The sequence below is a fragment of the Occultella kanbiaonis genome (assembly GCF_009708215.1).
GTDB classification, from domain to species: Bacteria; Actinomycetota; Actinomycetes; order Actinomycetales; family Beutenbergiaceae; genus Occultella; species Occultella kanbiaonis.
Genome location: NZ_CP046175.1, coordinates 2,016,540 through 2,036,271 on the forward strand (window position 1 = coordinate 2,016,540; position 19,732 = coordinate 2,036,271).

The window sequence follows — 19,732 nt, forward strand, 5'->3', positions numbered from 1 at the left end:
CCCGGGTCAGCCGGGCCGCCCCCATAGGCTGAGCACGTACGCGCCGGAACGAGGAAAGGATCGTCGATGGAGGGCCTGTTCTCCACCGTCGGGAGTCTGTCGAGCGGGTATGACCGTGAGCAGGTCGATGAGTTCTTCGAGAGGGCGAAGGCGTCCTACGAGGGCAGCGGCGAGGAGACCCTGAGCGCCGCGGACGTGCGCCAGGTCGCCTTCGATCTGGTCCGGCACGGCTACAACCCCGCGGCCGTCGACGCCGCCCTCGACCGGCTCGAGGGTGCGTTCATCCAACGAGACCGTTCGGACTTCATCGCCACCCACGGCCAGGAGGCCTGGATGGAGCGGGTGGCCGAACGGGCGACCACGCTCTACCCGCGCCTGGTCCGACCCGACGGCGAGCGGTTCGCGCCGCCGGAGCGGGGTCGCGGCTACGCCGCCGATGCGGTGGACGACGTCCTGGACCGGCTCGTGGACTACTTCGACTCCGGTGCCAAGCTCTCTGCGGCCGAACTGCGGCAGGCGACCTTCCCCTCGGCGCCGCGCTCGCGTGCGTACGGCGAGGGTCCGGTGGACGCCTACCTCGACCGCGCCGTGGACGTGCTGCTCGCCGTCGAATGACCCGCACCGTCGCGCTGCTCGGGTCCACGGGGTCTGTCGGGACCCAGGCGCTCGACGTGATCGCCGCGGCGCCCGAGTCGTTCCGGGTCACCGCGCTCGCGGCCGGCGGCGGACACCTCCAGCTCCTCGCGGAGCAGTCGGTCCGGTTCGAGGTAGAACTCGTCGCGCTGGCCGACGGGACCGCCGCGGCGTTCGCCGACCACCTCGACGACGCCGCGCAGCGGCTCGGCCTGCCCCGGCCACGGCCCGAGGTGCTTGTCGGTGCGGACGCGGCCCGCGCCGTCGCCGGCGTCGGTGCGGACGTCGTCCTGAACGCGATCACCGGCTCGATCGGGCTTGCCCCCACCCTGGCCGCGCTGCGCGCCGGCTCAACACTCGCGCTGGCGAACAAGGAGTCGCTGGTGGCCGGGGGCGCCCTGGTGCACGCGGCCCAGCAGCGCCCGGACCAGATCGTGCCGGTCGACTCCGAGCACTCGGCGATCGCGCAGGCGCTGCGCTCGGGTGCGCCGGCGGAGGTCGCCCGGCTGATCCTGACCGCCTCCGGCGGGCCGTTCCGGGGCCGGACCCGCGCCGAGCTCGCGGGTGTGACGCCGCAGCAGGCGCTCGCGCACCCGACCTGGGCGATGGGTCCGATGGTCACCACGAACTCCGCGACGCTGGTCAACAAGGGACTCGAGCTCATCGAGGCACACCTGCTGTTCGGTGTCCCGGTCGCGGACATCGTGGTGGTGGTGCACCCTCAGTCGGTGGTGCACTCCATGGTCGAGTTCGTCGACGGCTCCACGATCGCGCAGGCGTCTCCGCCGGACATGCGGCTGCCGATCTCCCTCGGCCTGGGCTGGCCGGACCGGGTGCCCGGTGCCGCCGCGGCATGCCGGTGGGACCTGGCCACGTCGTGGACGTTCGAGCCCGTGGACGACGGCGTGTTCCCGGCTCTGGCGCTCGCGCGCGCCGCGGTCGCCGCGTCCGCCACCCACCCGGGCGTGCTGAATGCCGCGAACGAGGAGTGCGTGACCGCGTTCCTCGGTGGCCGGATCGCGTTCCTGGACATCGTGGACACGGTCGCCGCCGTGCTGGACGAGCACCCCGGCACCAGCGCCGCCGACCTGAGCGTCGAGGCCGTCGAGGATGCGGAGCGGTGGGCCCGGGCGCGCGCGGGGGAGCTGCTCGCCCGACGCTGAGCCGCGAGCCCTCGCTCGCCCGCCCGGCGGTGGTGCGATCTGCCCACCGGTCACCCGGGTGGTTCGGTGGCTCGTTCTCAGCAACGCGACGTACGCTGAGGCGGCACTGCGCAGCCGGGACGGTCCCGGGCCCGGTGCACTGGGGTAGGAATGGACTTCTGGTTGGGCGTGCTGTTCGTGGCGGTGGGGCTGATCATCTCCATCGCGCTGCACGAGATCGGCCACCTGGTGCCCGCGAAACTGTTCGGCGTCAAGGTCTCCCAGTACTTCGTCGGGTTCGGCAAGACCCTCTGGTCCACCAAGCGCGGCGAGACCGAGTACGGCATCAAGATGCTGCCGCTCGGCGGGTACGTGCGGATGGTCGGCATGTTCCCGCCCGCCCGCGAGGAGGTCAGCGAGGACGCTGCCGCCGAGGCCAGGTTGCGGCGTCGGGGACTGCGCGGCCTGATGGACTCGATGGCCGAGGACGCCCGCTCCGCCAGCGCCCAGGAGATCGGCGAGGAACTCCCCGACGGGCAGCGGCACCGGGTCTTCTACCAGCTCAGCACCCCGAAGAAGTTGGCCGTGATGTTCGGCGGACCCGTGGTGAACCTGATCATCTCCACGGTGCTGTTCGCGATCATCCTCACCGCGTTCGGGACCGCCACGGCCAGCAACCGGATCAGCAGCGTCTCCGAGTGCATCGTGCCGGCGAGCGAGCAGCGCGAGTGCGCCGCCGGCGATGCGGACTCGCCCGCGGCGATGGCCGGCTTCGAGGAGGGGGACCGGATCGTCTCCTGGAACGGGGAGCCGGTCACCGAGTGGGCCGACATCTCCACCGCGATCACCGACGGCGGCACCGAGCCCGCGACGGTCGTCGTCGACCGTGGCGGCGAGGAGGTCACGCTCACCGTGACTCCGGTCCTCGAGGACCGACCGGTCGTGGCCGACGGTGCCGTGGTCACCGACGCCGACGGCGAACCGGTGCTCGCGCCGGTACCGTTCGTGGGCATCTCGGCGGCCTACGAGCTCACTCCGCAGCCGTTGTCCGCGGTGCCGGCGTTCGTGGGGTCGGTGTTCACGGGCACCGTCGACGTGGTGCTCTCGCTCCCGCAGCGTCTGGTCGCGATCGCCCAGGCAGTGTTCGGGACCGAGGAACGCGACCCCGGCGTGGTCGGTCTGATCGGCGTCGGCCGGTTCGCCGGTGAGATCGCCTCCATCGACTCGGCCGACTACGGAGCCGCGGAGCGCACCGCGGACCTGCTCTCCCTGGTGGCGTCGCTGAACATGGCGCTGTTCGTGTTCAACATGATCCCGTTGCTGCCCCTTGACGGCGGGCACATCGCCGGGGCCCTGTTCGAGGGGGCCAGGCGCCGCCTCGCGCAGGCGTTCGGTCGCCCGGACCCGGGTCACGCGGACACCGCGAAGCTGATGCCGCTCACCTACCTGGTCATCATCGTGCTGGGCAGCATGAGTCTGCTGCTGGCCTTCGCCGACATCGTCAAACCCGTCACCCTGGGCTGAGGCGCCCGTGGCGGGCGCGGTGTGATACTTGAGGCGTGAGCGTTCCGATCAGTCTGGGCATGCCCGAAGTCAAGGAGACCCCGCCGGTGCTGGCGCCGCGGCGAGCCACCCGCAGGATCCGGGTCGGCACGGTCGACGTCGGTGGGGGCGCCCCGATCTCGGTGCAGTCGATGACCACCACGCCGACGAGCGACATCAACGCGACCCTGCAGCAGATCGCCGAACTCACCGCGGCCGGGTGTGACATCGTCCGGGTGGCCGTGCCCACCACCGAGGACGCGGCCGCGCTGCCCGTGATCGCGAAGAAGTCGCAGATCCCGGTGATCGCGGACATCCACTTCCAGCCCAAGTACGTGTTCGCCGCCATCGACGCCGGCTGTGCGGCGGTGCGCGTGAACCCGGGCAACATCCGCAAGTTCGACGACCAGGTCAAGGAGATCGCCCGCGCCGCGGCCGACGCCGGCACCTCGCTACGGATCGGGGTGAACGCGGGCTCGCTCGACAAGCGGCTGCTCGAGAAGTACGGCCGGGCCACCCCCGAGGCACTGGTGGAGTCCGCGGTGTGGGAGGCCTCACTGTTCGAGGAGCACGACTTCCACGACTTCAAGATCTCGGTCAAGCACAACGACCCGGTGGTCATGGTGCGTGCCTACGAGTTGCTCTCGGAGGCAGGGGACTGGCCGTTGCACCTCGGGGTCACCGAGGCCGGCCCGGCGTTCCAGGGCACGATCAAGTCCGCGACCGCGTTCGGCGCCCTGCTCAGCCAGGGCATCGGCGACACGATCCGGGTGTCCCTGTCCGCGCCACCGGTCGAGGAGGTCAAGGTAGGCATCCAGATCCTGCAGTCGCTGAACCTCGCCGAGCGCAAGCTCGAGATCGTCTCCTGCCCCTCGTGCGGGCGCGCCCAGGTGGACGTGTACACGCTCGCCGAGCGCGTCACCGCCGGTCTGGAGGGCATGGACGTGCCGCTGCGGGTGGCCGTCATGGGTTGCGTCGTGAACGGGCCAGGGGAGGCCAGAGAGGCCGACCTCGGGGTGGCCTCCGGGAACGGCAAGGGCCAGATCTTCGTCAAGGGCGAGGTCGTCAAGACCGTGCCCGAGGCGCTCATCGTCGAGACCCTGATCGAGGAGGCCATGCGGATCGCGGAGGCCCAGCCGGGCGGTGCGACCGGCGGCCCGGTCGTCACCGTGTCCTGACCCGCCAGGTGAGGCACAATCGCAACATGCCGACGTGGCCATGGCGCGCAGCCCTGCAGACCCACCCCGATGTGGTGGTCCAGGACGCGCGCTCGGCGGACGTGGCCGAGCTGATCGCGTTCGCCAAGCAGGACCCGGTCGACGCCGCCCTGCTGGGGGAGCACGTCGAGGCGATGTCCTCCTACGGGTTCTACCGCGACCAGCTCCTGTGCATCCGGGAACCCCACGGGCTGACCGGCCTGTGCTGGACCGGCGGGAACCTGGTGCCGTTGCGCCTGTCGGACGTCGCGGTCGAGGCCGTCGCCGATCACGTGCGGCGACGCTCGCGCCGGTTCTCCTCGGTGGTCGGCCCCGCCCACGACGTGATGCGGCTGTGGGAGGCGATGCGCGGCTTCGCACCCACCCCAAGGGACATCCGCCCCGACCAGCCGTCCATGGTCATCGACGGTGACCCGCTCGTCGCACCCGACCCCGGGGTCTGTCTGACGTCCGTGAACGACCTCGACCTGCTGCTGCCGGCGTGCGTGGCGATGTTCACCGAGGAGGTCGGCTACTCCCCGCTCACGGCCGGTGGTGGGTACGAGCGGCGGGTCCGGTCCCTGGTCCAGGGCGGTCGGTCGCTGTCCCGGATCGAGGATGGCCCCGAGGGCCGTCGCGTGGTGTTCAAGGCCGAGCTCGGCACCGTGGCGCTCGGCGTCACCCAGGTCCAGGGTGTCTGGGTGCACCCGGACCTGCGCGGCCAGGGCCACGCCGTGGCCGGCATGGCCGCCGTGGTCGCGTACGCCCGCGCCCAGGTCGCCCCGCTGGTGTCCCTGTACGTGAACTCCTACAACGCACCCGCGCTCGCGGCCTACCGCAGGGTGGGCTTCCGCGAGGTGGGGACGTTCGCGACGATCCTGTTCTAGGACCACCCCGCTGACATCGCACCTTTGCCCCTGAGATCGGACCACGAACGTGTCCGATCTCGACCCCGTAGGTGCGATCTCAGCGCCTGGGGTCGCGCGCCTCAGCGCAGCAGCTTCGACATCCGCCGGTCGGCGAGGATCTTCCCGCCGGTCTGGCAGGTGGCGCAGTACTGCAGGGCCGAGTCGGCGAACGAGACCTCCCGGATCACGTCCCCGCAGACCCCGCACTCCGCTCCGGCGCGACCGTGCACGCGCATCCCGGACCGCTTCGCGTCCTTCAGCTCCGCTGCCGGGCGGCCCGAGGACGCCTCGATCGCGGGCCGGAGCACCTCCCCGATGGCGTCGTAGAGCCGGGTCACGGCCTCGTCGTCGAGAGAGGAGCTGATCGCGAACGGGCTCATTCGCGCCGCGTGCAGGATGTCGTCGCTGTAGGCGTTCCCGATCCCGGCGATCGTGCCCTGCTCGCGCAGCACGCCCTTGATCTGCTGCTTGCGCCCGGCGAGGATCGCCGCGAACGCGTCCCGGGTGAACTCCGCCGAGAGCGGCTCGATGCCGAGGCTCGCGATCGCCGGAACCTCCTCGGGGGAGGCCACCACGTACACGGCCAGGCGCTTGCGGGTGCCGGCCTCGGTGAGGCTGAAGCCGGACCCGTCGTCCAGGTCGACCCGCAGCGCCACCGGCGACTTCGGCGACCGGGACACGCCGACCGGGAGCTTCTCGTGCCAGCGCAACCACCCGGCCCGGGCGAGGTGGAAGACCAGGTGGAGGTCGCCGTCGGGCAGGTCCTCGACCCGCAGGTCGAGCCACTTGCCGCGCCGGGCCACCTCCGCCACGGTGCCGCCGGCGAGCGCGTCCGGTGCGGGGGAGAACGTCTTCAGCGTCTGGATCCCGAGCACGTGCACGGCTGCGACCTTGCGGCCGACGGTGCGTTCGGTGAGGAAGTCGACGAGGCCCTGGACCTCCGGTAGCTCCGGCATCGTCCCAGTCTGGCAAGGGAGTTCGGCTCATGCCAGGGAGAATCCGGGCCTGTTGCAGCGGATAGACTCGCCCGCGTGCTGATGCGGATGTCGAAACTGTTCCTGCGGACCCTGCGAGAGGACCCGGCCGACGCCGAGGTCGCGAGCCACCGCCTCCTGGTGCGGGCGGGCTACATCCGCCGCACCGCCCCTGGGATCTACTCCTGGCTGCCGCTCGGGCTGAAGGTCCTCGCCAAGGTCGAGGCGATCGTGCGCGAGGAGATGGACGCGACCGGGGCGCAGGAGGTCCACTTCCCGGCGCTGCTGCCGCGGGAGCCCTACGAGGCGACCGGCCGCTGGACCGAGTACGGCCCGAACCTGTTCCGGCTCCAGGACCGCAAGGAGGCCGACTACCTCCTCGCGCCCACGCACGAGGAGATGTTCACCCTCCTGGTCAAGGACCTGTACTCCTCCTACAAGGAGCTGCCGCTCACGCTCTACCAGATCCAGACCAAGTACCGCGACGAGTCGCGCCCGCGCGCCGGCCTGATCCGAGGCCGCGAGTTCATCATGAAGGACGCCTACTCCTTCGACATCGACGAGGCCGGCCTGGCCGCCTCCTACGACGCCCAGCGCGCCGCGTACGAGCGGATCTTCACCCGCCTCGGCCTCGACTACGTGATCGTCTCGGCGATGTCCGGGGCGATGGGTGGCTCGCGCTCCGAGGAGTTCCTGTTCCCGTGCGAGATCGGCGAGGACACCTACGTGCGCTCGCCCGGCGGGTACGCCGCGAACGTCGAGGCGGTGCACACACCGTCGCCGGAGCCCGTCGAGGCGGCCGTGGTCGCCGGCCTGCCCGCCGCGTACGTCGCGGACACGCCGGACACCCCGACGATCGAGTCGCTGGTCGACGTGGCCAACGCCACGCAGGCCAGGCCCGACGGCGGCGCGTGGACGGGTGCGGACACGCTGAAGAACGTGGTGGTCACCCTGGTCTCGCCCACCGGCGCCCGGGAACTGCTCGTGATCGGCCTGCCGGGGGACCGGCAGGTGGACGCCAAGCGCCTCGAGGCCGCCGTGTTCCCGGCGGAGGTCGAGCAGGCCACGGCGAAGGACCTGGCCACCCACCCCGAGCTGGTCGCCGGGTACATCGGGCCCGGTGTACTCGGCCCGAACGGTGCGCCGCGTGACTCCGACGGCACCGACGGTGCCAGCGGGGCGGTTCGTTACCTGCTCGACCCCCGCGTCGTGGACGGCACCGCGTGGATCACGGGGGCCAACGAGGCGGGCAAGCACGTCTTCGGGCTCGTCGCCGGGCGGGACTTCACCGCCGACGGGGTCATCGACGTCGCCGAGGTGCGCGTCGGCGACCCCGCCCCGGACGGTTCCGGCCCGCTCGAGCTGGCCCGCGGCATCGAGATCGGTCACATCTTCGCCCTCGGGCAGAAGTTCGCCAAGGCACTCGACCTGAAGGTGCTCGACGCCAACGGCAAGGCCGTCACGGTCACCATGGGCTCCTACGGGATCGGGGTCACCCGGGCGCTGGCCGCCATCGCCGAGAAGACCTGCGACGCCAAGGGCCTGTCCTGGCCGGTCCAGGTCGCGCCCGCGCACGTGCACGTGCTCGCCACCGGCAAGGACGAGGCCGTCTTCACGACGGCGGAGGGCCTGGCCGCGCAGTTGGAGGCGGCCGGCGTCGAGGTGCTCTACGACGACCGGGTGAAGGTCTCGGCGGGCGTGAAGTTCGCCGACTCCGAGCTGCTCGGACTGCCGTTCGCGCTGGTGGTCGGTCGTGGACTGGCCGACGGCGTGGTGGAGGTTCGCACCCGCGCCTCCGGCGAGCGTGAGGAACTGACGCCCGACGCGGCCGTGGCCCGGCTGTTGGAGCTGCTCGCGGAGGCGTCAGCCTAGGCCGGGATACGTCGCGATCCGCAGGTCCGGGTCCTGGCCGAGGAACGCGGCCTGCGTGGCCAGCGCGATCAGCGGCGCCCGGACGTCGGTCTCGGCGTCGGGCACCTGGGCGAGCCAGCCGGGCAGCAGTTCGGCGATGAGCGTCGCCCGGGCACCCTGCAGGTCCGCGGTGTCGATCGAGTACGCCGCCACGCGGGGGTCCGCGTCGGTGCCGTCGATGCCGGCCGCGACGGCGACGTCCTCCGCCATGTCGCGCAGCGTGACCGCCGCGGCGGCCGCCTCGCCGCGCTCGGAGGAGTCCGCGCGGGCCGCGATCACCTCCTGGGTGTAGCCGAGCGCGTCAAGGGTGCGCACCACCGGCGCCGCCGACGCCGGGAGCGGGTCCGGAATGTCGTGGTCGGCGGTGGCCGGATCGGCTGAGCCGTCGGGGCCGCCCGGCAGGCCGAGGTCGGCGCGGAGCTCGGCGGCCCACAGTGCCCGGTTGATGGCGATCGAGGCGAGCAGGGTCGCCAGGTCCGCGTCGGCGTCCGGGTCGGCGGCGCGATCCGCGGCCGTGGAGCCCTCGAGCGCGTCGAGCACGTCCTCGCCGGTGACCTGGCCCGACGGCGTGGGGGTGGGTTCGGTGGCCGCGTCGCCGGAGTCGGGGCCGTCGGTCGCCGAGGGCCGCGGCGGCGCGGTCCATACACCACCGAGATCGGTCAGGTGGGTGCTCGCGTCGGAGGCAATGTGCGCGAGATCACCCGGCGCGTCCCCGGTCGCGCCGGACGCCTGCGCCTCGGCGCCGGCCGCCTCGGCGAGCGCCAGGATCTCCGCCGTCTCCAGCGCGGCCTCCTGCCGCAGGATCTCGCCGGGTTCGGGGCTCGGGACCTCCGGGGGCGGCCCGTCCAGGCGCACCCCGCACCCGCCCAGCAGGAGGGCGCCGGACACCAGCAGGGCGCCGAGGAGGCGGCCCTGGGAGCGGCGGACGCAGGTGTGCACGCGTTGATCCTGCCACGGCGCACACCTACGCTGGGGTGTTCGCCGCGGGGACCGCGCGCCGCCGGAGCTGGGCGGGCATGATTGGTCCACACACCATCACTGAGACAGTGACAACTTCACAAGGAGAGTCCGATGAGCCGATCGCAGGGCCCTGGCGCCGACGTGGGCGCCCTGTTGTTCGAGGCACTTGAGCCGGTCGTCACCGACGGCGGGCTGTTCCTCGAGGACGTGTCCGTGGTCGGCTCGGGCCGGCACCGGGTGGTGCAGGTCACGGTCGACCTGGCCGACGGTCCGGGCGGGGTCGACTCCGACCTCCTCGCCGACGTGTCCAAGGCCGTGTCCACGCGCCTGGACGAGGTCGACGACCTGATCGACGGTGCCTACCTGCTCGAGGTCTCCACCCCGGGGGTGTCCCGGCCGCTCACCGAGCCGCGCCACTTCCGCCGCGCCGTCGGCCGGCTGGTGACGCTCACCACCTCCGGTGGCACCCTCACCGGCCGGATCCGTGAGGCGGACGGCACCGCGATCGTCCTGCAGCCCACTGCCGATCGCGCCGAGCCCCTCACCATCCCCCTGGCCGACGTGGTCCGGGGCACGGTCGAGGTCGACTTCCATCGCGTCGACGACGCGCAGGACTGACAGGGACTGAGAGGAACACAGTCATGGATATCGACATGAACACCCTGCGCATGATCGAGCGGGAGCGGGACATCCCGCTGGACGTCCTCGTCTCGGCGATCGAGCAGGCGCTGCTGTCGGCGTATCACCGCACGGAGGGTGCCGCCGAGGACGCACGCGTCGAGCTGGACCGCACCAGCGGTCACGTCACCGTGTACGCGCGGGAGCGGCTCGAGGACGGCGAGCCGGGCGACTACGGCCCCGAGTACGACGACACCCCGGCCGACTTCGGCCGGATCGCCACCTCGACCGCCCGCCAGGTGATCCTGCAGCGGCTGCGGGACGCTGAGGACGACGCCGTGCTGGGGACCTTCCGTGGCAAGGAGGGTGACGTCGTCGCCGGCGTGATCCAGCAGGGCTCCAACCCGAAGGTGGTCCTGGTGGACATCGGCGGGATCGAGGCGGTCCTGCCGGCTCACGAGCAGGTGCCGACCGAGACCTACACGCACGGCGAGCGACTGCGCGCCTACGTGCTCGAGGTCACCCGCGGGCCGAAGGGCCCGTCCATCACGATCTCGCGCACCCACCCCAACCTGGTGCGGCGCCTGTTCGCCCTCGAGGTGCCCGAGGTCGCCGACGGCAGCGTCGAGATCGCGGCGCTGGCCCGTGAGGCCGGGCACCGCAGCAAGATGGCGGTGCACTCCAAGGTGGCCGGACTGGGCGCCAAGGGTGCCTGCATCGGTCCGATGGGGCAGCGGGTCCGCGCCGTCATGGCCGAGCTGCACGGCGAGAAGATCGACATCGTCGACTACAGCGACGACCCCGCGACGTTCGTGGCGTCCGCGCTGTCCCCGGCCCGGGTCAGCAGCGTCGAGATCGTCGACGCGGCTTCCCGCTCCGCCCGCGTCGTGGTCCCCGACTACCAGCTCTCGCTGGCCATCGGCAAGGAGGGCCAGAACGCCCGCCTGGCCGCTCGCCTGACCGGGTGGCGCATCGACATCCGGCCCGACACCCCGGTACCCGGGGACGCGTACCCGGGATCGCCGGGCGAGCAGGAGTAGTACACTCATCCGTGGGCCTCCGCGCCCGACACCCCCACCTGCAGACGTATGCCGTTCAGGTGTGCCGGATTCCGGCCACCCGTGAGCTAAGAGGTCATTGCGATGACTGAGAGCATCCGACGGTCCCAGACCGCCGGACCGGTACGCACCTGCGTGGGATGTCGTGAGCGGGGTCCACGGTCCGGCCTGGTACGCCTGGTGGCAGATCGAACGATCGCGGCTCACGCCGTCGTCGTCGATGTGACCACGAGCGCACCGGGACGGGGAGCCTGGGTGCATCCGCATCCCGACTGCCTGGACCGCGCCGTCAACCGCCGAGCGATCGGACGCGCGCTTCGACTCGAAGCGCCGGCCGAGGTCTCCCGGGTGGAGGAGTGGTTCGTCCGGAACGTCCGCACGACACCGTCGATCATCGAACAAGAGAGCGGGTCAGAAGCCGATGGGCACCCGATGAGTACCCAGCGATGAGTAAGCAGCACTAACGACGGTCCGTCCCTGTCTTGGGCGGACCGAGACAGGAGAGTTGTGGCAAAGGTCCGCGTCCACGAGCTAGCGAAAGAGCTCGGCGTCGACAGCAAGTCCGTGATGGCGAAGCTGAACGAACTCGGAGAGTTCGTCAAGTCCGCCTCATCCACCATCGAGCCGCCGGTCCAGCGTCGGCTCCGCGAGGCCTTCCCGGCCGCGGAGGCCGCACCGGCCGCCCCGGCGAAGAAGCCCGCCAGCAAGCCCGCCCCGGCCCCGCGCCAGGCGGCGGCGAAGCCTGCGTCCGAGGCCGCTCCCGCGGCTCCGGTCGAGCGGCCCGCCGAGCCGGCCGCACCGGCACCGAGCCAGGCCGCACCGGTCGCCGAGGCGCCCGCGACACCTGCTCCGGCTGCCACCGAGGCTCCGGCCGCACCAGCGGCGAAGGCCCCGGCCCCCGGTCCGCGGACCCCGCAGGAGCGTCCCGACGAGGCCAAGGCCGACTCCGCCGACCGGCCCACCCCGGGCGCCCGCCCGGCGCCGCGCCCGTCGACGGCGCGTCCCGGCAACAACCCGTTCGCGCCGTCGCAGGGCATGCCCCGCCCCGGCGCCCGACCCGAGCGTGGCGAGCGCCCCGACCGTGGCGACCGCCCCGATCGCGGCGACCGTCCCGACCGTGGCGACCGCACCGGCGGCCCTCGGCCGCCGCGTCCGGGCAACAACCCGTTCGCGCCGTCGCAGGGCATGCCCCGTCCGGGCGGCACCGGCGCGGCCGGACCGCGTCCGGGCGGCACCGGCGGCCCGCGCCCCGGTGGCGCCAACCGGCCCACCCCGGGCATGATGCCCGGCCGTAGTGCCGTGTCCCGGCCCGGTGCTCCCGCCCGTGGTGGCGGCCCCGGTGGCGGACGTGGCGCACCCGGCGGTGGCCGTGGTGGCCCCGGCGGCGCCGGTGGTGGCGGTGGCTTCGGCGGCCGTCCCGGCGGCGGTGGCGGCCCGGGCGCTGGTGGTGGCGGTGGCTTCGGCGGCCGTCCCGGCGGCGGTGGCCGTGGAGGCCGTGGCGGCACCCAGGGTGCGTTCGGTCGCGCCGGTGGCCGTCCGGTCCGTGGCCGCAAGTCCAAGCGGGCGAAGCGTCAAGAGTTCGAGCAGCAGTCCGCGCCGTCCATCGGCGGCGTCCAGGTCCCCCGTGGCGACGGCTCCACCGTCATCCGGATCCGGGCCGGTGCGTCCCTGGCGGACTTCGCGGACCGGATCGATGCGAACCCCGCGAGCCTGGTCACGGTCCTGTTCCACCTCGGTGAGATGGCGACCGCGACCCAGTCGCTGGACGAGGACACGTTCCAGTCCCTCGGCGCCGAGCTCGGGTACGTCATCGAGATCGTCTCGCCCGAGGAGGAGGACCGCGAACTGCTCGGCACGTTCGACATCGACCTCGAGGCCGAAGAGGCCGCCGAGGACGATTCGGACCTGCAGCCGCGGCCGCCGGTCGTGACCGTCATGGGTCACGTCGACCACGGTAAGACCCGGCTGCTCGACGCGATCCGCAGCACCGACGTGGTGGCCGGCGAGGCCGGTGGCATCACCCAGCACATCGGTGCCTACCAGGTGCAGACCCAGCACGAGGGTGCCGACCGTGCGATCACGTTCATCGACACCCCCGGTCACGAGGCGTTCACCGCCATGCGTGCCCGTGGTGCGCAGGTGACCGACATCGCGATCCTGGTGGTCGCAGCGGACGACGGCGTGATGCCGCAGACCGTGGAGGCCCTGAACCACGTGCAGGCCGCTGGTGTGCCGATCGTGGTCGCCGTGAACAAGGTGGACAAGCCGGACGCCAACCCGGACAAGATCCGCCAGCAGCTCACCGAGTACAACCTGGTGGCGGAGGAGTACGGCGGCGACACCATGTTCGTGAACGTCTCGGCGCGCAACCGCACCGGCATCGACGAGCTTCTCGAGGCCGTCCTGCTGACCGCGGATGCCGCGCTGGAACTGCGGGCGAACCCCAACAAGGACGCCCGTGGTGTGGCCATCGAGGCCAACCTGGACAAGGGGCGCGGCGCCGTCGCGACCGTGCTGGTCCAGTCCGGGACGCTGCGCGTCGGCGATGCCATCGTGGCGGGGACGGCCCACGGCCGGGTCCGCGCGATGTTCGACGAGCACGGCGAGACCGTGCCCGAGGCGAGCCCGGCTCGTCCGGTGCAGGTTCTCGGTCTGACCTCCGTGCCGCGCGCCGGTGACACCTTCCTGGTGGCCCCGGACGACCGCACGGCCCGCCAGATCGCCGACAAGCGTGAGGCCGCGGAACGGGCCGCCACGCTGGCCAAGCGCCGCAAGCGGATCTCGCTCGAGGACTTCACCCAGGCGCTCGAGCAGGGCAAGGTCGAGACCCTCAACCTGGTCCTCAAGGGCGATGTCTCCGGTGCCGTGGAGGCACTCGAGGACGCGCTGCTCAAGATCGACGTGGGCGACGAGGTCGAGCTGCGGATCATCCACCGCGGTGTCGGTGCGATCACGCAGAACGACGTCAACCTGGCGACGGTGGACAACGCCGTCATCATCGGCTTCAACGTGCGGCCCGCGGAGCGGGTCACCGAGCTGGCCGACCGCGAGGGTGTCGAGATCAAGTACTACTCGGTCATCTACTCCGCGATCGAGGACGTCGAGGCTGCGCTCAAGGGCATGCTCAAGCCGGAGTTCGAGGAGGTTCAGCTCGGTACCGCCGAGGTGCGCCAGGTCTTCCGTTCCTCGAAGGTCGGCAGCATCGCCGGTTCGATCATCCGCTCGGGCACGATCCGGCGGAACACGAAGGCCCGGCTGTTGCGCGATGGCGTCGTCATCGCCGACAACCTCACGGTCGAGTCCCTGCGTCGCGAGAAGGATGACGTCACCGAGGTCCGCGAGGGCTTCGAGTGCGGTATCGGACTCGGGTACCGGGACATCCAGGAGGGCGACACGATCGAGACCTTCGAGATGCGCGAGAAGCCGCGCGCCTGAGCGTCGGCGAATCGGCACGGTGTCGGCTCCGCGTGGGCCGGGCGGGATCTCTCCCGCCCGGCCCACGCAGCCATCGTGATCACAACAGCGGTACCGCCCAGGTACCGACCACAGGAGGAGGAGCACGGTCATGGCAGACAGCGGACGTGCGCGCAAGCTCAGCGACCGGATCCAGCAGATCGTCGCGACCATGCTGGACACCCGGATCAAGGACCCACGGCTCGGCTTCGTGACCGTGACCGACGTCCGGGTCACCGGTGACCTCCAGCACGCGACGGTGTTCTACACCGTCCTCGGCGACGACGAGGCGCGGGTCGACTCGGCCGCGGCCCTGGAGTCCGCCCGCGGGCTGATCCGGTCCGAGGTGGGCAAGCAGACCGGGATCCGACTCACCCCCACCCTGGAGTTCGTCCTCGACGCGGTGCCGGAGACGGCCGCCCACCTCGAGGACGCGCTGCGCAAGGCGGCCGAACACGACGCCGAACTCGCACGGCTGCGCGAGGGTGCGGCGTATGCGGGCGAGGCCGACCCGTACAAGAAGCCGGCTACCGACGACGGCAGCAGCGAGGCCTGACCGGCCTCGCCGCCGCCCAGCCCGACCGGCGTCAACCGCGCCGGTGGCGGGGTAGGAACATGGACACCCCGGTGGCGACGGCGAGCGTTGCCGCTCCGACGGCGAGCGCCGGTACCAGCCCGCTCGCATAGGTATCGGGCTCGAAGCCGCCGCCCGCCCCGAGGAAGACCGCGGTCAGGACGGCCACGCCGAGCGTCACACCGATCTCGCGCATGGTCGAGTTGACGCTCGAGGCGGTCGCCCGTTCGGACTGCGCCACCTCGGCGAGCACGGCGGTGGACAGGGGCGCGAACGTCAGGCCCATGCCGAGACCGGCGAGCACGAACGCGGGCACCAGCGCCGCGTAGACGGACGGGTCGGTGTGGATGCCCCATGCCATCCACCCGAGGGCCACGGTCTGCAGGGCGAGGCCGGTCACCACGAGTGGCCGTGCCCCGATGCGGCCTGCCAGAGCACCGGCCAGCGGCGCGACGAGCATCGGCGCCGCCGTCCACGGCAGCGTGCGAACGCCGGCCTCCAGGGGCGAGAAGCCCTGGGAGATCTGCAGGAACTGCGTGAGCAGGAAGACCGCGCCGAACATGCCGAGCGAGAACGTGAACGCGGCGGCGTTCGCCGCGCTGAAGCTCCGCAGCCGGTAGAGCCGAAGGGGCACGAGCGGGTGGTCCGTGCGCGCCTGACGCAGCACGAACAGGACCAGGAGCACGACGGCGGCGGCCAGCATCGCGATGATGCGCACCGAGGACCACCCCGCGTCGTTCGCGTCGACGATCGCCCAGACCCCGACGAGGATTCCCGTGCCGGCCAGGAGCAGGCCGGGCAGGTCGAGCCGCTGACGCCGACCCTTGGTCGCCCTCAGGCCGCGGAGGACGAGCGGGATCGCGACGGCGGCGACCGGTACGTTCAGCCAGAAGATGGCCGCCCAGTTCACGCCCTCGACCACGGCACCGCCGACGAGCGGACCGATCGCGATGCCGAGGCCGGACACGCCGCCCCAGACTCCGATCGCGAGCGGACGCCGGTGGTCCGGCACGGCGTCGGCCAGGAGCGTCAGGGACAGCGGCAGGATCGCGGCGGCGCCGACCCCCTGGAGCGCCCGGGCCGCGATGAGTGCCTCCGAGGACCCGGACAGCGCGGCCGCCACGGACCCCAGCGTGAACACGACGATCCCGGCCAGGAAGATGCCGCGTCGGCCGAGCCGGTCGCCGAGCGTTGCCGCCGGGATCATGAACGTCGCGAACGCGAGCGTGTACGCGTTCACGAACCACTGCAACTGCTCGACGGAAGGGTGCAGCTCGGCGGCGATGACGGGCAGCGCACCGGTCATCACGAGGTTGTCGAGCGTCGCCATGAACATCGGCAGGGAGGCCGCGAGCAGCGCGAGCCAGACGGGCGCCCGGCGGGCGGTCGTCGGTGTGCCGGCCGGGTCGTCGCGAACCAGGGTGGTTGTCACAGAAGTCTCCGATCGGGAGTTGGCATCAACTGATTACAAGACGCGAGAGCGACGGTAGTTATCCGCTGATAACATGTCAACCATGAATTCCGACGAGGCTCCTGCGACCGAGAGCGCCCGCCGCATGAACCGGGTCGAGCGGCGCGAACAGATCCTTGCCGCGGCCATCGTTGCGTTCGCGGAGGGCGGCTACGCCGGCACGACCACCGATCAGGTGGCACGGGTCGCCGGGGTCTCGCAGCCCTACGTCGTGCGGCTGTTCGGCACGAAGGCCGACCTCTTCGTCGAGGTGTTCGACCACGTCGCAGGCCAGATCCTCGAACGGTTCGAGCGGGTCGCGCCGGGTCCGGATGCGAAGCAGCGGATGGCGGACGCCTACACCGACCTCATCGGGGACCCGAACCGGCTCCGGGTCCTCATGCACGGCTTCGTGGTCGGCGCCGAACCTGCTGCCGTCGGCACGCGCGCCCGTGAGGTCCTTGGCCGCGTGTTCGAGCTCTACCGCAGCCGCACCGGCGCAGACGTGGAGGCGGCCCGGACGTTCGTGGCGACCGGGATGCTGCTCAACGTGCTCTCCGCGCTCGAGGCGCCCCGGCACGTGGACGAGGACGAGAACCTGGCCGCGCTGGTCGAGTGCTCGATCGGCCGGATCGCGCAGGGCACCCGATGATCGACGGGATCGTCCTCGTCGACAAGCCGGACGGTCTGACCTCCCACGATGTCGTCGCCCGGGTGCGAAGGTTCGCCGGCACGAAGAAGGTCGGGCACGCCGGCACGCTCGACCCGATGGCCACGGGCCTGCTGGTGCTGGGCGTCAACCGCGCCACCCGGCTGCTGACCTACCTGGTCGGGGCGGACAAGACGTACCTGGCCACGATCCGGCTGGGGCAGGGGACCGTCAGCGACGACGCCGAGGGCGAGATCACGGCGACCCCGGGCCTGCCCGAGACCGACGACGAGGCGGTGCGCTCCGCCGTCGCCGGCCTCACCGGTGCGATCGACCAGGTACCGAGCGCCGTCAGTGCGATCAAGGTCGACGGCAAGCGGTCCTACGCCCGGGTGCGGGCCGGTGAGGACGTGGACCTGCCGGCCCGGCCGGTCACCGTGCATGCCTTCGAGGTGCTCGCGCGGCGGCCCGGCGTCGCCGCCGACGGCACCCCCGTCCAGGATCTCGACGTCGAGGTGCGCTGCTCCAGCGGCACCTACGTGCGCGCGCTCGCGCGCGACCTCGGTGCCGCGCTGGACAGCGCCGGTCACCTCACGGCGCTGCGCCGGACCCGGGTCGGCGACTTCGACGTGGCGCAGGCGCAGACCCTGACGGACCTGGCCGACGACGGCGTCCGCGCCCTGGGGATGAGCGAGGTCGCCCGTCGGACCCTGCCGGGCCGTGACCTGACCGACGCCGAGACCACCGAACTGCGGTACGGGCGCCGCGTGCCGCCGTCGGGCCGTGACGGCGTGGTGGCCGCGTTCGCACCGGACGGACACGTGGTCGCGCTGGTCACCGACCGGGGCGAGGTCGCGCGTGCGGTGCTCGTACTCGACCCGGCCTGATCGACGACCCCGCCTGATCGACGACCCGGTCCGATCAGTCACCCGGCGCGACGGTGCCCCGCAGGACGCGGGTCTGCATGGTCGAGCCCGGTTCGATGCCGACGCCGTGCCACCACGCATCCAGTTCCGGCGACGACGTGCGGGCGAGCAGGTCGGCGTACTCGCGGGAGGAGTGCGTGTTGACCGAGCCCCAGACACCGGTGACCTCGATCGCGGCGTCCGCGGCGCCGCCGATCCGGGCGACCGGGTCGAGCGGGTTGCGGACCGAGACCAGCGTGGTGCCGGCCGGGAGGTCGAAGTTCCCACCGCCCGCACCGGTCGTGACGACCGAGGCGAGGTCGTAGCGGGCGCGGATGAAGGGGTCGGCCGCGAGGTCGAGCGCCGCGAAGCTGCTCTGGCTGTGCGTGGCCAGATGGACTGGGACGCCATCGGGTACCTGGTCCAGGGCCGCGAGCATGACCCGCCGGATCGGGGTGTCCTTGCCGGACGCCGCCCCGACCGCGCCGTACGCGCCCATCGGGTTCGCGCCGTCGGGGTCAAGGGACCAGTCCTGGGTGCCGGGCACGTACATCAGCGCGACCTGGCTGCCGTCCGGCCGGGTGATCACGTCGAGGCGCACCGCGCCGTCGTGGTCGTACAGGTCGGCCATGTCGTGGAGCAGATCCGCCGGCCCGGTGGGCAGCGTGTCGGTGATCGCGACCTCGTCGGTGACGTCGGCGACCGAGGTCCGAGCGGCCCGGTCGTCCGCCACCCCGACCAGGTGCCCGACGAGCCGCGGCCCCGCGACCGCACTGAGGACGCCGCCGACCGGCCCGCCGACCGCGCTCCCGACCAGGCCGAGCAGGACCCGACCGGCGCCGCGCGCCCAGCCGGCCTCGCGCGCCTCCCGGTCGGCGTCGGCGGCCGCGTCGAGGCCGGTGACCGCGCCGATGGTCGGGGGAGGTGTCGGTCCGGCGCCGGGCCCGCTGCTGGCGTTCTCCTGCTCGACGGCGTCCCGTGCGACCTGCGCGGACGCGCTCAGCAGTGCGTCGCTGACGCCTCGTAGACCGGGCGCACAGCGCCCGGTCCAGTCGTCGGCGAAGCGCTGGCGGTCCGGGCCCGACCAGGTCAGGGCGCCGACGGCGATCTCGACCCGGCCCGCGACGTCGGCAAGGGTCCGTGCCCCCGCCGCGGCCGCCGACGACCAGTCCCGCAGCGCGGTGACGTCCGCGCCGTGGGTGACGCTCACGTCGCCCGCCCGTGAACCAGCGCCTGCACGTCGCCGGCAAGGCCCGGACCGGTCTCGACCGTCCGGATCGTCCCGCCGGCATCGGCGACCATGACCACGGCGTCGGTCCCGAGCCCAGCCGCGACCTCGGCGACGGCCTCGCCCACGGGTGTGCCGCCGTCGACCGCTGCGATCTCGAAGCCGTTGCGGCCGTCCGGGGCGACGAGCAGCACTCGGTCCCGGCCGATCGCGGCCAGCACGGCCAGGGCGTCCGCCGTCCCGACCGAGACCAGCGCCGAGGCCGAGGTGAGCACGTCCCCGGCGATGGCCGCGTCGGCCCGCGGCAGCTCGTCGTCGCCGAGAGTGCGCGGCGAGCCCTGCGAGGCCCGTCCGGCCGGAGCGGGCGCGGGGACGCCGAGCGCCGCCGCCACCAGGGCGGCCGATCGACCCGGCCGCAGCGAGAGCAGCCATGCAAGTTCCGCCGTCGTGAGCCGGAGCGCCGCGGTGGGGGAGGTGGGCATGGCGCCGACGCTAGGGGACCTCGCCGGGCCGGACCAGGCCAGGGCGGGC

At 72.5% G+C, this 19,732-nt stretch carries 18 protein-coding genes; 13 read left to right on the forward strand and 5 right to left on the reverse strand.

Annotated elements, in window-relative coordinates:
* Window positions 1–66: 66 nt before the first annotated feature.
* From GKS42_RS09270 to GKS42_RS09290, 5 genes are all read left to right on the forward strand, one after another.
* A complete protein-coding gene (locus tag GKS42_RS09270) occupies window positions 67–615 on the forward strand; it encodes a DivIVA domain-containing protein (protein ID WP_154793564.1) in 549 nt (182 codons plus the stop codon).
* Window positions 612–1,796, forward strand: coding sequence for a 1-deoxy-D-xylulose-5-phosphate reductoisomerase (dxr, locus tag GKS42_RS09275; protein WP_154793565.1), 1,185 nt, complete (start codon window positions 612–614; stop codon window positions 1,794–1,796). Before GKS42_RS09270 ends, dxr begins: the two co-directional genes overlap by 4 nt.
* Before the next feature lie 150 nt (window positions 1,797–1,946).
* Window positions 1,947–3,299 (forward strand): M50 family metallopeptidase, encoded by a 1,353-nt coding sequence (locus tag GKS42_RS09280; RefSeq protein WP_154793566.1) that lies wholly within the window; start codon window positions 1,947–1,949, stop codon window positions 3,297–3,299.
* A 35-nt stretch (window positions 3,300–3,334) separates the two neighbouring features.
* On the forward strand, window positions 3,335–4,495 hold the full coding sequence (gene ispG, locus GKS42_RS09285; protein ID WP_154793567.1) for a flavodoxin-dependent (E)-4-hydroxy-3-methylbut-2-enyl-diphosphate synthase: 1,161 nt from the start codon (window positions 3,335–3,337) through the stop codon (window positions 4,493–4,495).
* A gap of 26 nt (window positions 4,496–4,521) precedes the next feature.
* Complete coding sequence (locus GKS42_RS09290; RefSeq protein WP_154793568.1) at window positions 4,522–5,400, forward strand: GNAT family N-acetyltransferase; 879 nt, start codon at window positions 4,522–4,524, stop codon at window positions 5,398–5,400.
* A gap of 101 nt (window positions 5,401–5,501) precedes the next feature.
* Here the strand turns inward: GKS42_RS09290 and GKS42_RS09295 are convergent, their stop codons facing one another.
* Window positions 5,502–6,377, reverse strand: a complete 876-nt coding sequence (locus GKS42_RS09295) for an Fpg/Nei family DNA glycosylase (RefSeq protein WP_154793569.1) — start codon at window positions 6,375–6,377, stop codon at window positions 5,502–5,504.
* Between the two features lie 75 nt (window positions 6,378–6,452).
* On the opposite strand from GKS42_RS09295, the gene GKS42_RS09300 reads away from it, so the two are divergent.
* Window positions 6,453–8,267, forward strand: coding sequence for a proline--tRNA ligase (locus GKS42_RS09300; RefSeq protein ID WP_154793570.1), 1,815 nt, complete (start codon window positions 6,453–6,455; stop codon window positions 8,265–8,267).
* Here the strand turns inward: GKS42_RS09300 and GKS42_RS09305 are convergent.
* Window positions 8,259–9,245 carry a hypothetical protein gene (locus tag GKS42_RS09305; protein ID WP_154793571.1) on the reverse strand — a complete coding sequence of 329 codons (987 nt, stop codon included), beginning with the start codon at window positions 9,243–9,245 and terminating at the stop codon, window positions 8,259–8,261. The genes GKS42_RS09300 and GKS42_RS09305 overlap by 9 nt on opposite strands.
* 132 nt (window positions 9,246–9,377) lie before the next feature.
* On the opposite strand from GKS42_RS09305, the gene GKS42_RS09310 reads away from it, so the two are divergent.
* The 5 genes from GKS42_RS09310 (at window position 9,378) to rbfA (ending at window position 14,951) form a co-directional block, all read left to right on the forward strand.
* Window positions 9,378–9,884, forward strand: coding sequence for a ribosome maturation factor RimP (locus GKS42_RS09310; RefSeq protein ID WP_154793572.1), 507 nt, complete (start codon window positions 9,378–9,380; stop codon window positions 9,882–9,884).
* A 23-nt stretch (window positions 9,885–9,907) separates the two neighbouring features.
* A complete protein-coding gene (gene nusA, locus GKS42_RS09315; RefSeq protein WP_154793573.1) occupies window positions 9,908–10,924 on the forward strand; it encodes a transcription termination factor NusA in 1,017 nt (338 codons plus the stop codon).
* A gap of 102 nt (window positions 10,925–11,026) precedes the next feature.
* Window positions 11,027–11,392, forward strand: a complete 366-nt coding sequence (locus tag GKS42_RS09320) for a YlxR family protein (RefSeq protein ID WP_154793574.1) — start codon at window positions 11,027–11,029, stop codon at window positions 11,390–11,392.
* Between the two features lie 57 nt (window positions 11,393–11,449).
* A complete protein-coding gene (gene infB / locus GKS42_RS09325; protein ID WP_154793575.1) occupies window positions 11,450–14,377 on the forward strand; it encodes a translation initiation factor IF-2 in 2,928 nt (975 codons plus the stop codon).
* A gap of 130 nt (window positions 14,378–14,507) precedes the next feature.
* Complete coding sequence (gene rbfA, locus GKS42_RS09330; RefSeq protein WP_154793576.1) at window positions 14,508–14,951, forward strand: 30S ribosome-binding factor RbfA; 444 nt, start codon at window positions 14,508–14,510, stop codon at window positions 14,949–14,951.
* A gap of 31 nt (window positions 14,952–14,982) precedes the next feature.
* Here the strand turns inward: rbfA and GKS42_RS09335 are convergent, their stop codons facing one another.
* Window positions 14,983–16,401: an MFS transporter gene (locus GKS42_RS09335; protein ID WP_232847990.1), complete on the reverse strand. Its 1,419-nt coding sequence runs from the start codon at window positions 16,399–16,401 to the stop codon at window positions 14,983–14,985.
* Window positions 16,402–16,483: 82 nt separating this feature from the next.
* On the opposite strand from GKS42_RS09335, the gene GKS42_RS09340 reads away from it, so the two are divergent.
* Together GKS42_RS09340 and truB are read left to right on the forward strand one after the other, a co-directional pair.
* Window positions 16,484–17,071 (forward strand): TetR/AcrR family transcriptional regulator, encoded by a 588-nt coding sequence (locus tag GKS42_RS09340; RefSeq protein ID WP_232847991.1) that lies wholly within the window; start codon window positions 16,484–16,486, stop codon window positions 17,069–17,071.
* A complete protein-coding gene (gene truB, locus GKS42_RS09345) occupies window positions 17,068–17,955 on the forward strand; it encodes a tRNA pseudouridine(55) synthase TruB (RefSeq protein ID WP_154793577.1) in 888 nt (295 codons plus the stop codon). Before GKS42_RS09340 ends, truB begins: the two co-directional genes overlap by 4 nt.
* A 34-nt stretch (window positions 17,956–17,989) precedes the next feature.
* On the opposite strand, the gene GKS42_RS09350 is transcribed toward truB, so the two are convergent.
* Both GKS42_RS09350 and GKS42_RS09355 read right to left on the reverse strand, forming a co-directional pair.
* The gene (locus GKS42_RS09350) at window positions 17,990–19,183 is read right to left on the reverse strand and encodes a hypothetical protein (protein WP_154793578.1); all 1,194 of its coding nucleotides are present in this window, start codon (window positions 19,181–19,183) and stop codon (window positions 17,990–17,992) included.
* Window positions 19,180–19,683 carry a hypothetical protein gene (locus GKS42_RS09355; RefSeq protein ID WP_154793579.1) on the reverse strand — a complete coding sequence of 168 codons (504 nt, stop codon included), beginning with the start codon at window positions 19,681–19,683 and terminating at the stop codon, window positions 19,180–19,182. The genes GKS42_RS09350 and GKS42_RS09355 overlap by 4 nt, the downstream gene beginning before the upstream one ends.
* Window positions 19,684–19,732: the final 49 nt, after the last annotated feature.

What these genes read in the sequence shown, in the direction of transcription:
- GKS42_RS09270 (WP_154793564.1), top strand. Translation starts at nt 67, where the DNA reads ATGGAGGGCCTGTTCTCCACCGTCGGGAGTCTGTCGAGCGGGTATGAC.
- dxr (WP_154793565.1), top strand. Translation starts at nt 612, where the DNA reads ATGACCCGCACCGTCGCGCTGCTCGGGTCCACGGGGTCTGTCGGGACC.
- GKS42_RS09280 (WP_154793566.1), top strand. Translation starts at nt 1,947, where the DNA reads ATGGACTTCTGGTTGGGCGTGCTGTTCGTGGCGGTGGGGCTGATCATC.
- GKS42_RS09290 (WP_154793568.1), top strand. Translation starts at nt 4,522, where the DNA reads ATGCCGACGTGGCCATGGCGCGCAGCCCTGCAGACCCACCCCGATGTG.
- GKS42_RS09295 (WP_154793569.1), bottom strand. Translation starts at nt 6,377, where the DNA reads ATGCCGGAGCTACCGGAGGTCCAGGGCCTCGTCGACTTCCTCACCGAA.
- GKS42_RS09310 (WP_154793572.1), top strand. Translation starts at nt 9,378, where the DNA reads ATGAGCCGATCGCAGGGCCCTGGCGCCGACGTGGGCGCCCTGTTGTTC.
- nusA (WP_154793573.1), top strand. Translation starts at nt 9,908, where the DNA reads ATGGATATCGACATGAACACCCTGCGCATGATCGAGCGGGAGCGGGAC.
- GKS42_RS09320 (WP_154793574.1), top strand. Translation starts at nt 11,027, where the DNA reads ATGACTGAGAGCATCCGACGGTCCCAGACCGCCGGACCGGTACGCACC.
- rbfA (WP_154793576.1), top strand. Translation starts at nt 14,508, where the DNA reads ATGGCAGACAGCGGACGTGCGCGCAAGCTCAGCGACCGGATCCAGCAG.
- GKS42_RS09340 (WP_232847991.1), top strand. Translation starts at nt 16,484, where the DNA reads ATGAATTCCGACGAGGCTCCTGCGACCGAGAGCGCCCGCCGCATGAAC.
- truB (WP_154793577.1), top strand. Translation starts at nt 17,068, where the DNA reads ATGATCGACGGGATCGTCCTCGTCGACAAGCCGGACGGTCTGACCTCC.
- GKS42_RS09355 (WP_154793579.1), bottom strand. Translation starts at nt 19,683, where the DNA reads ATGCCCACCTCCCCCACCGCGGCGCTCCGGCTCACGACGGCGGAACTT.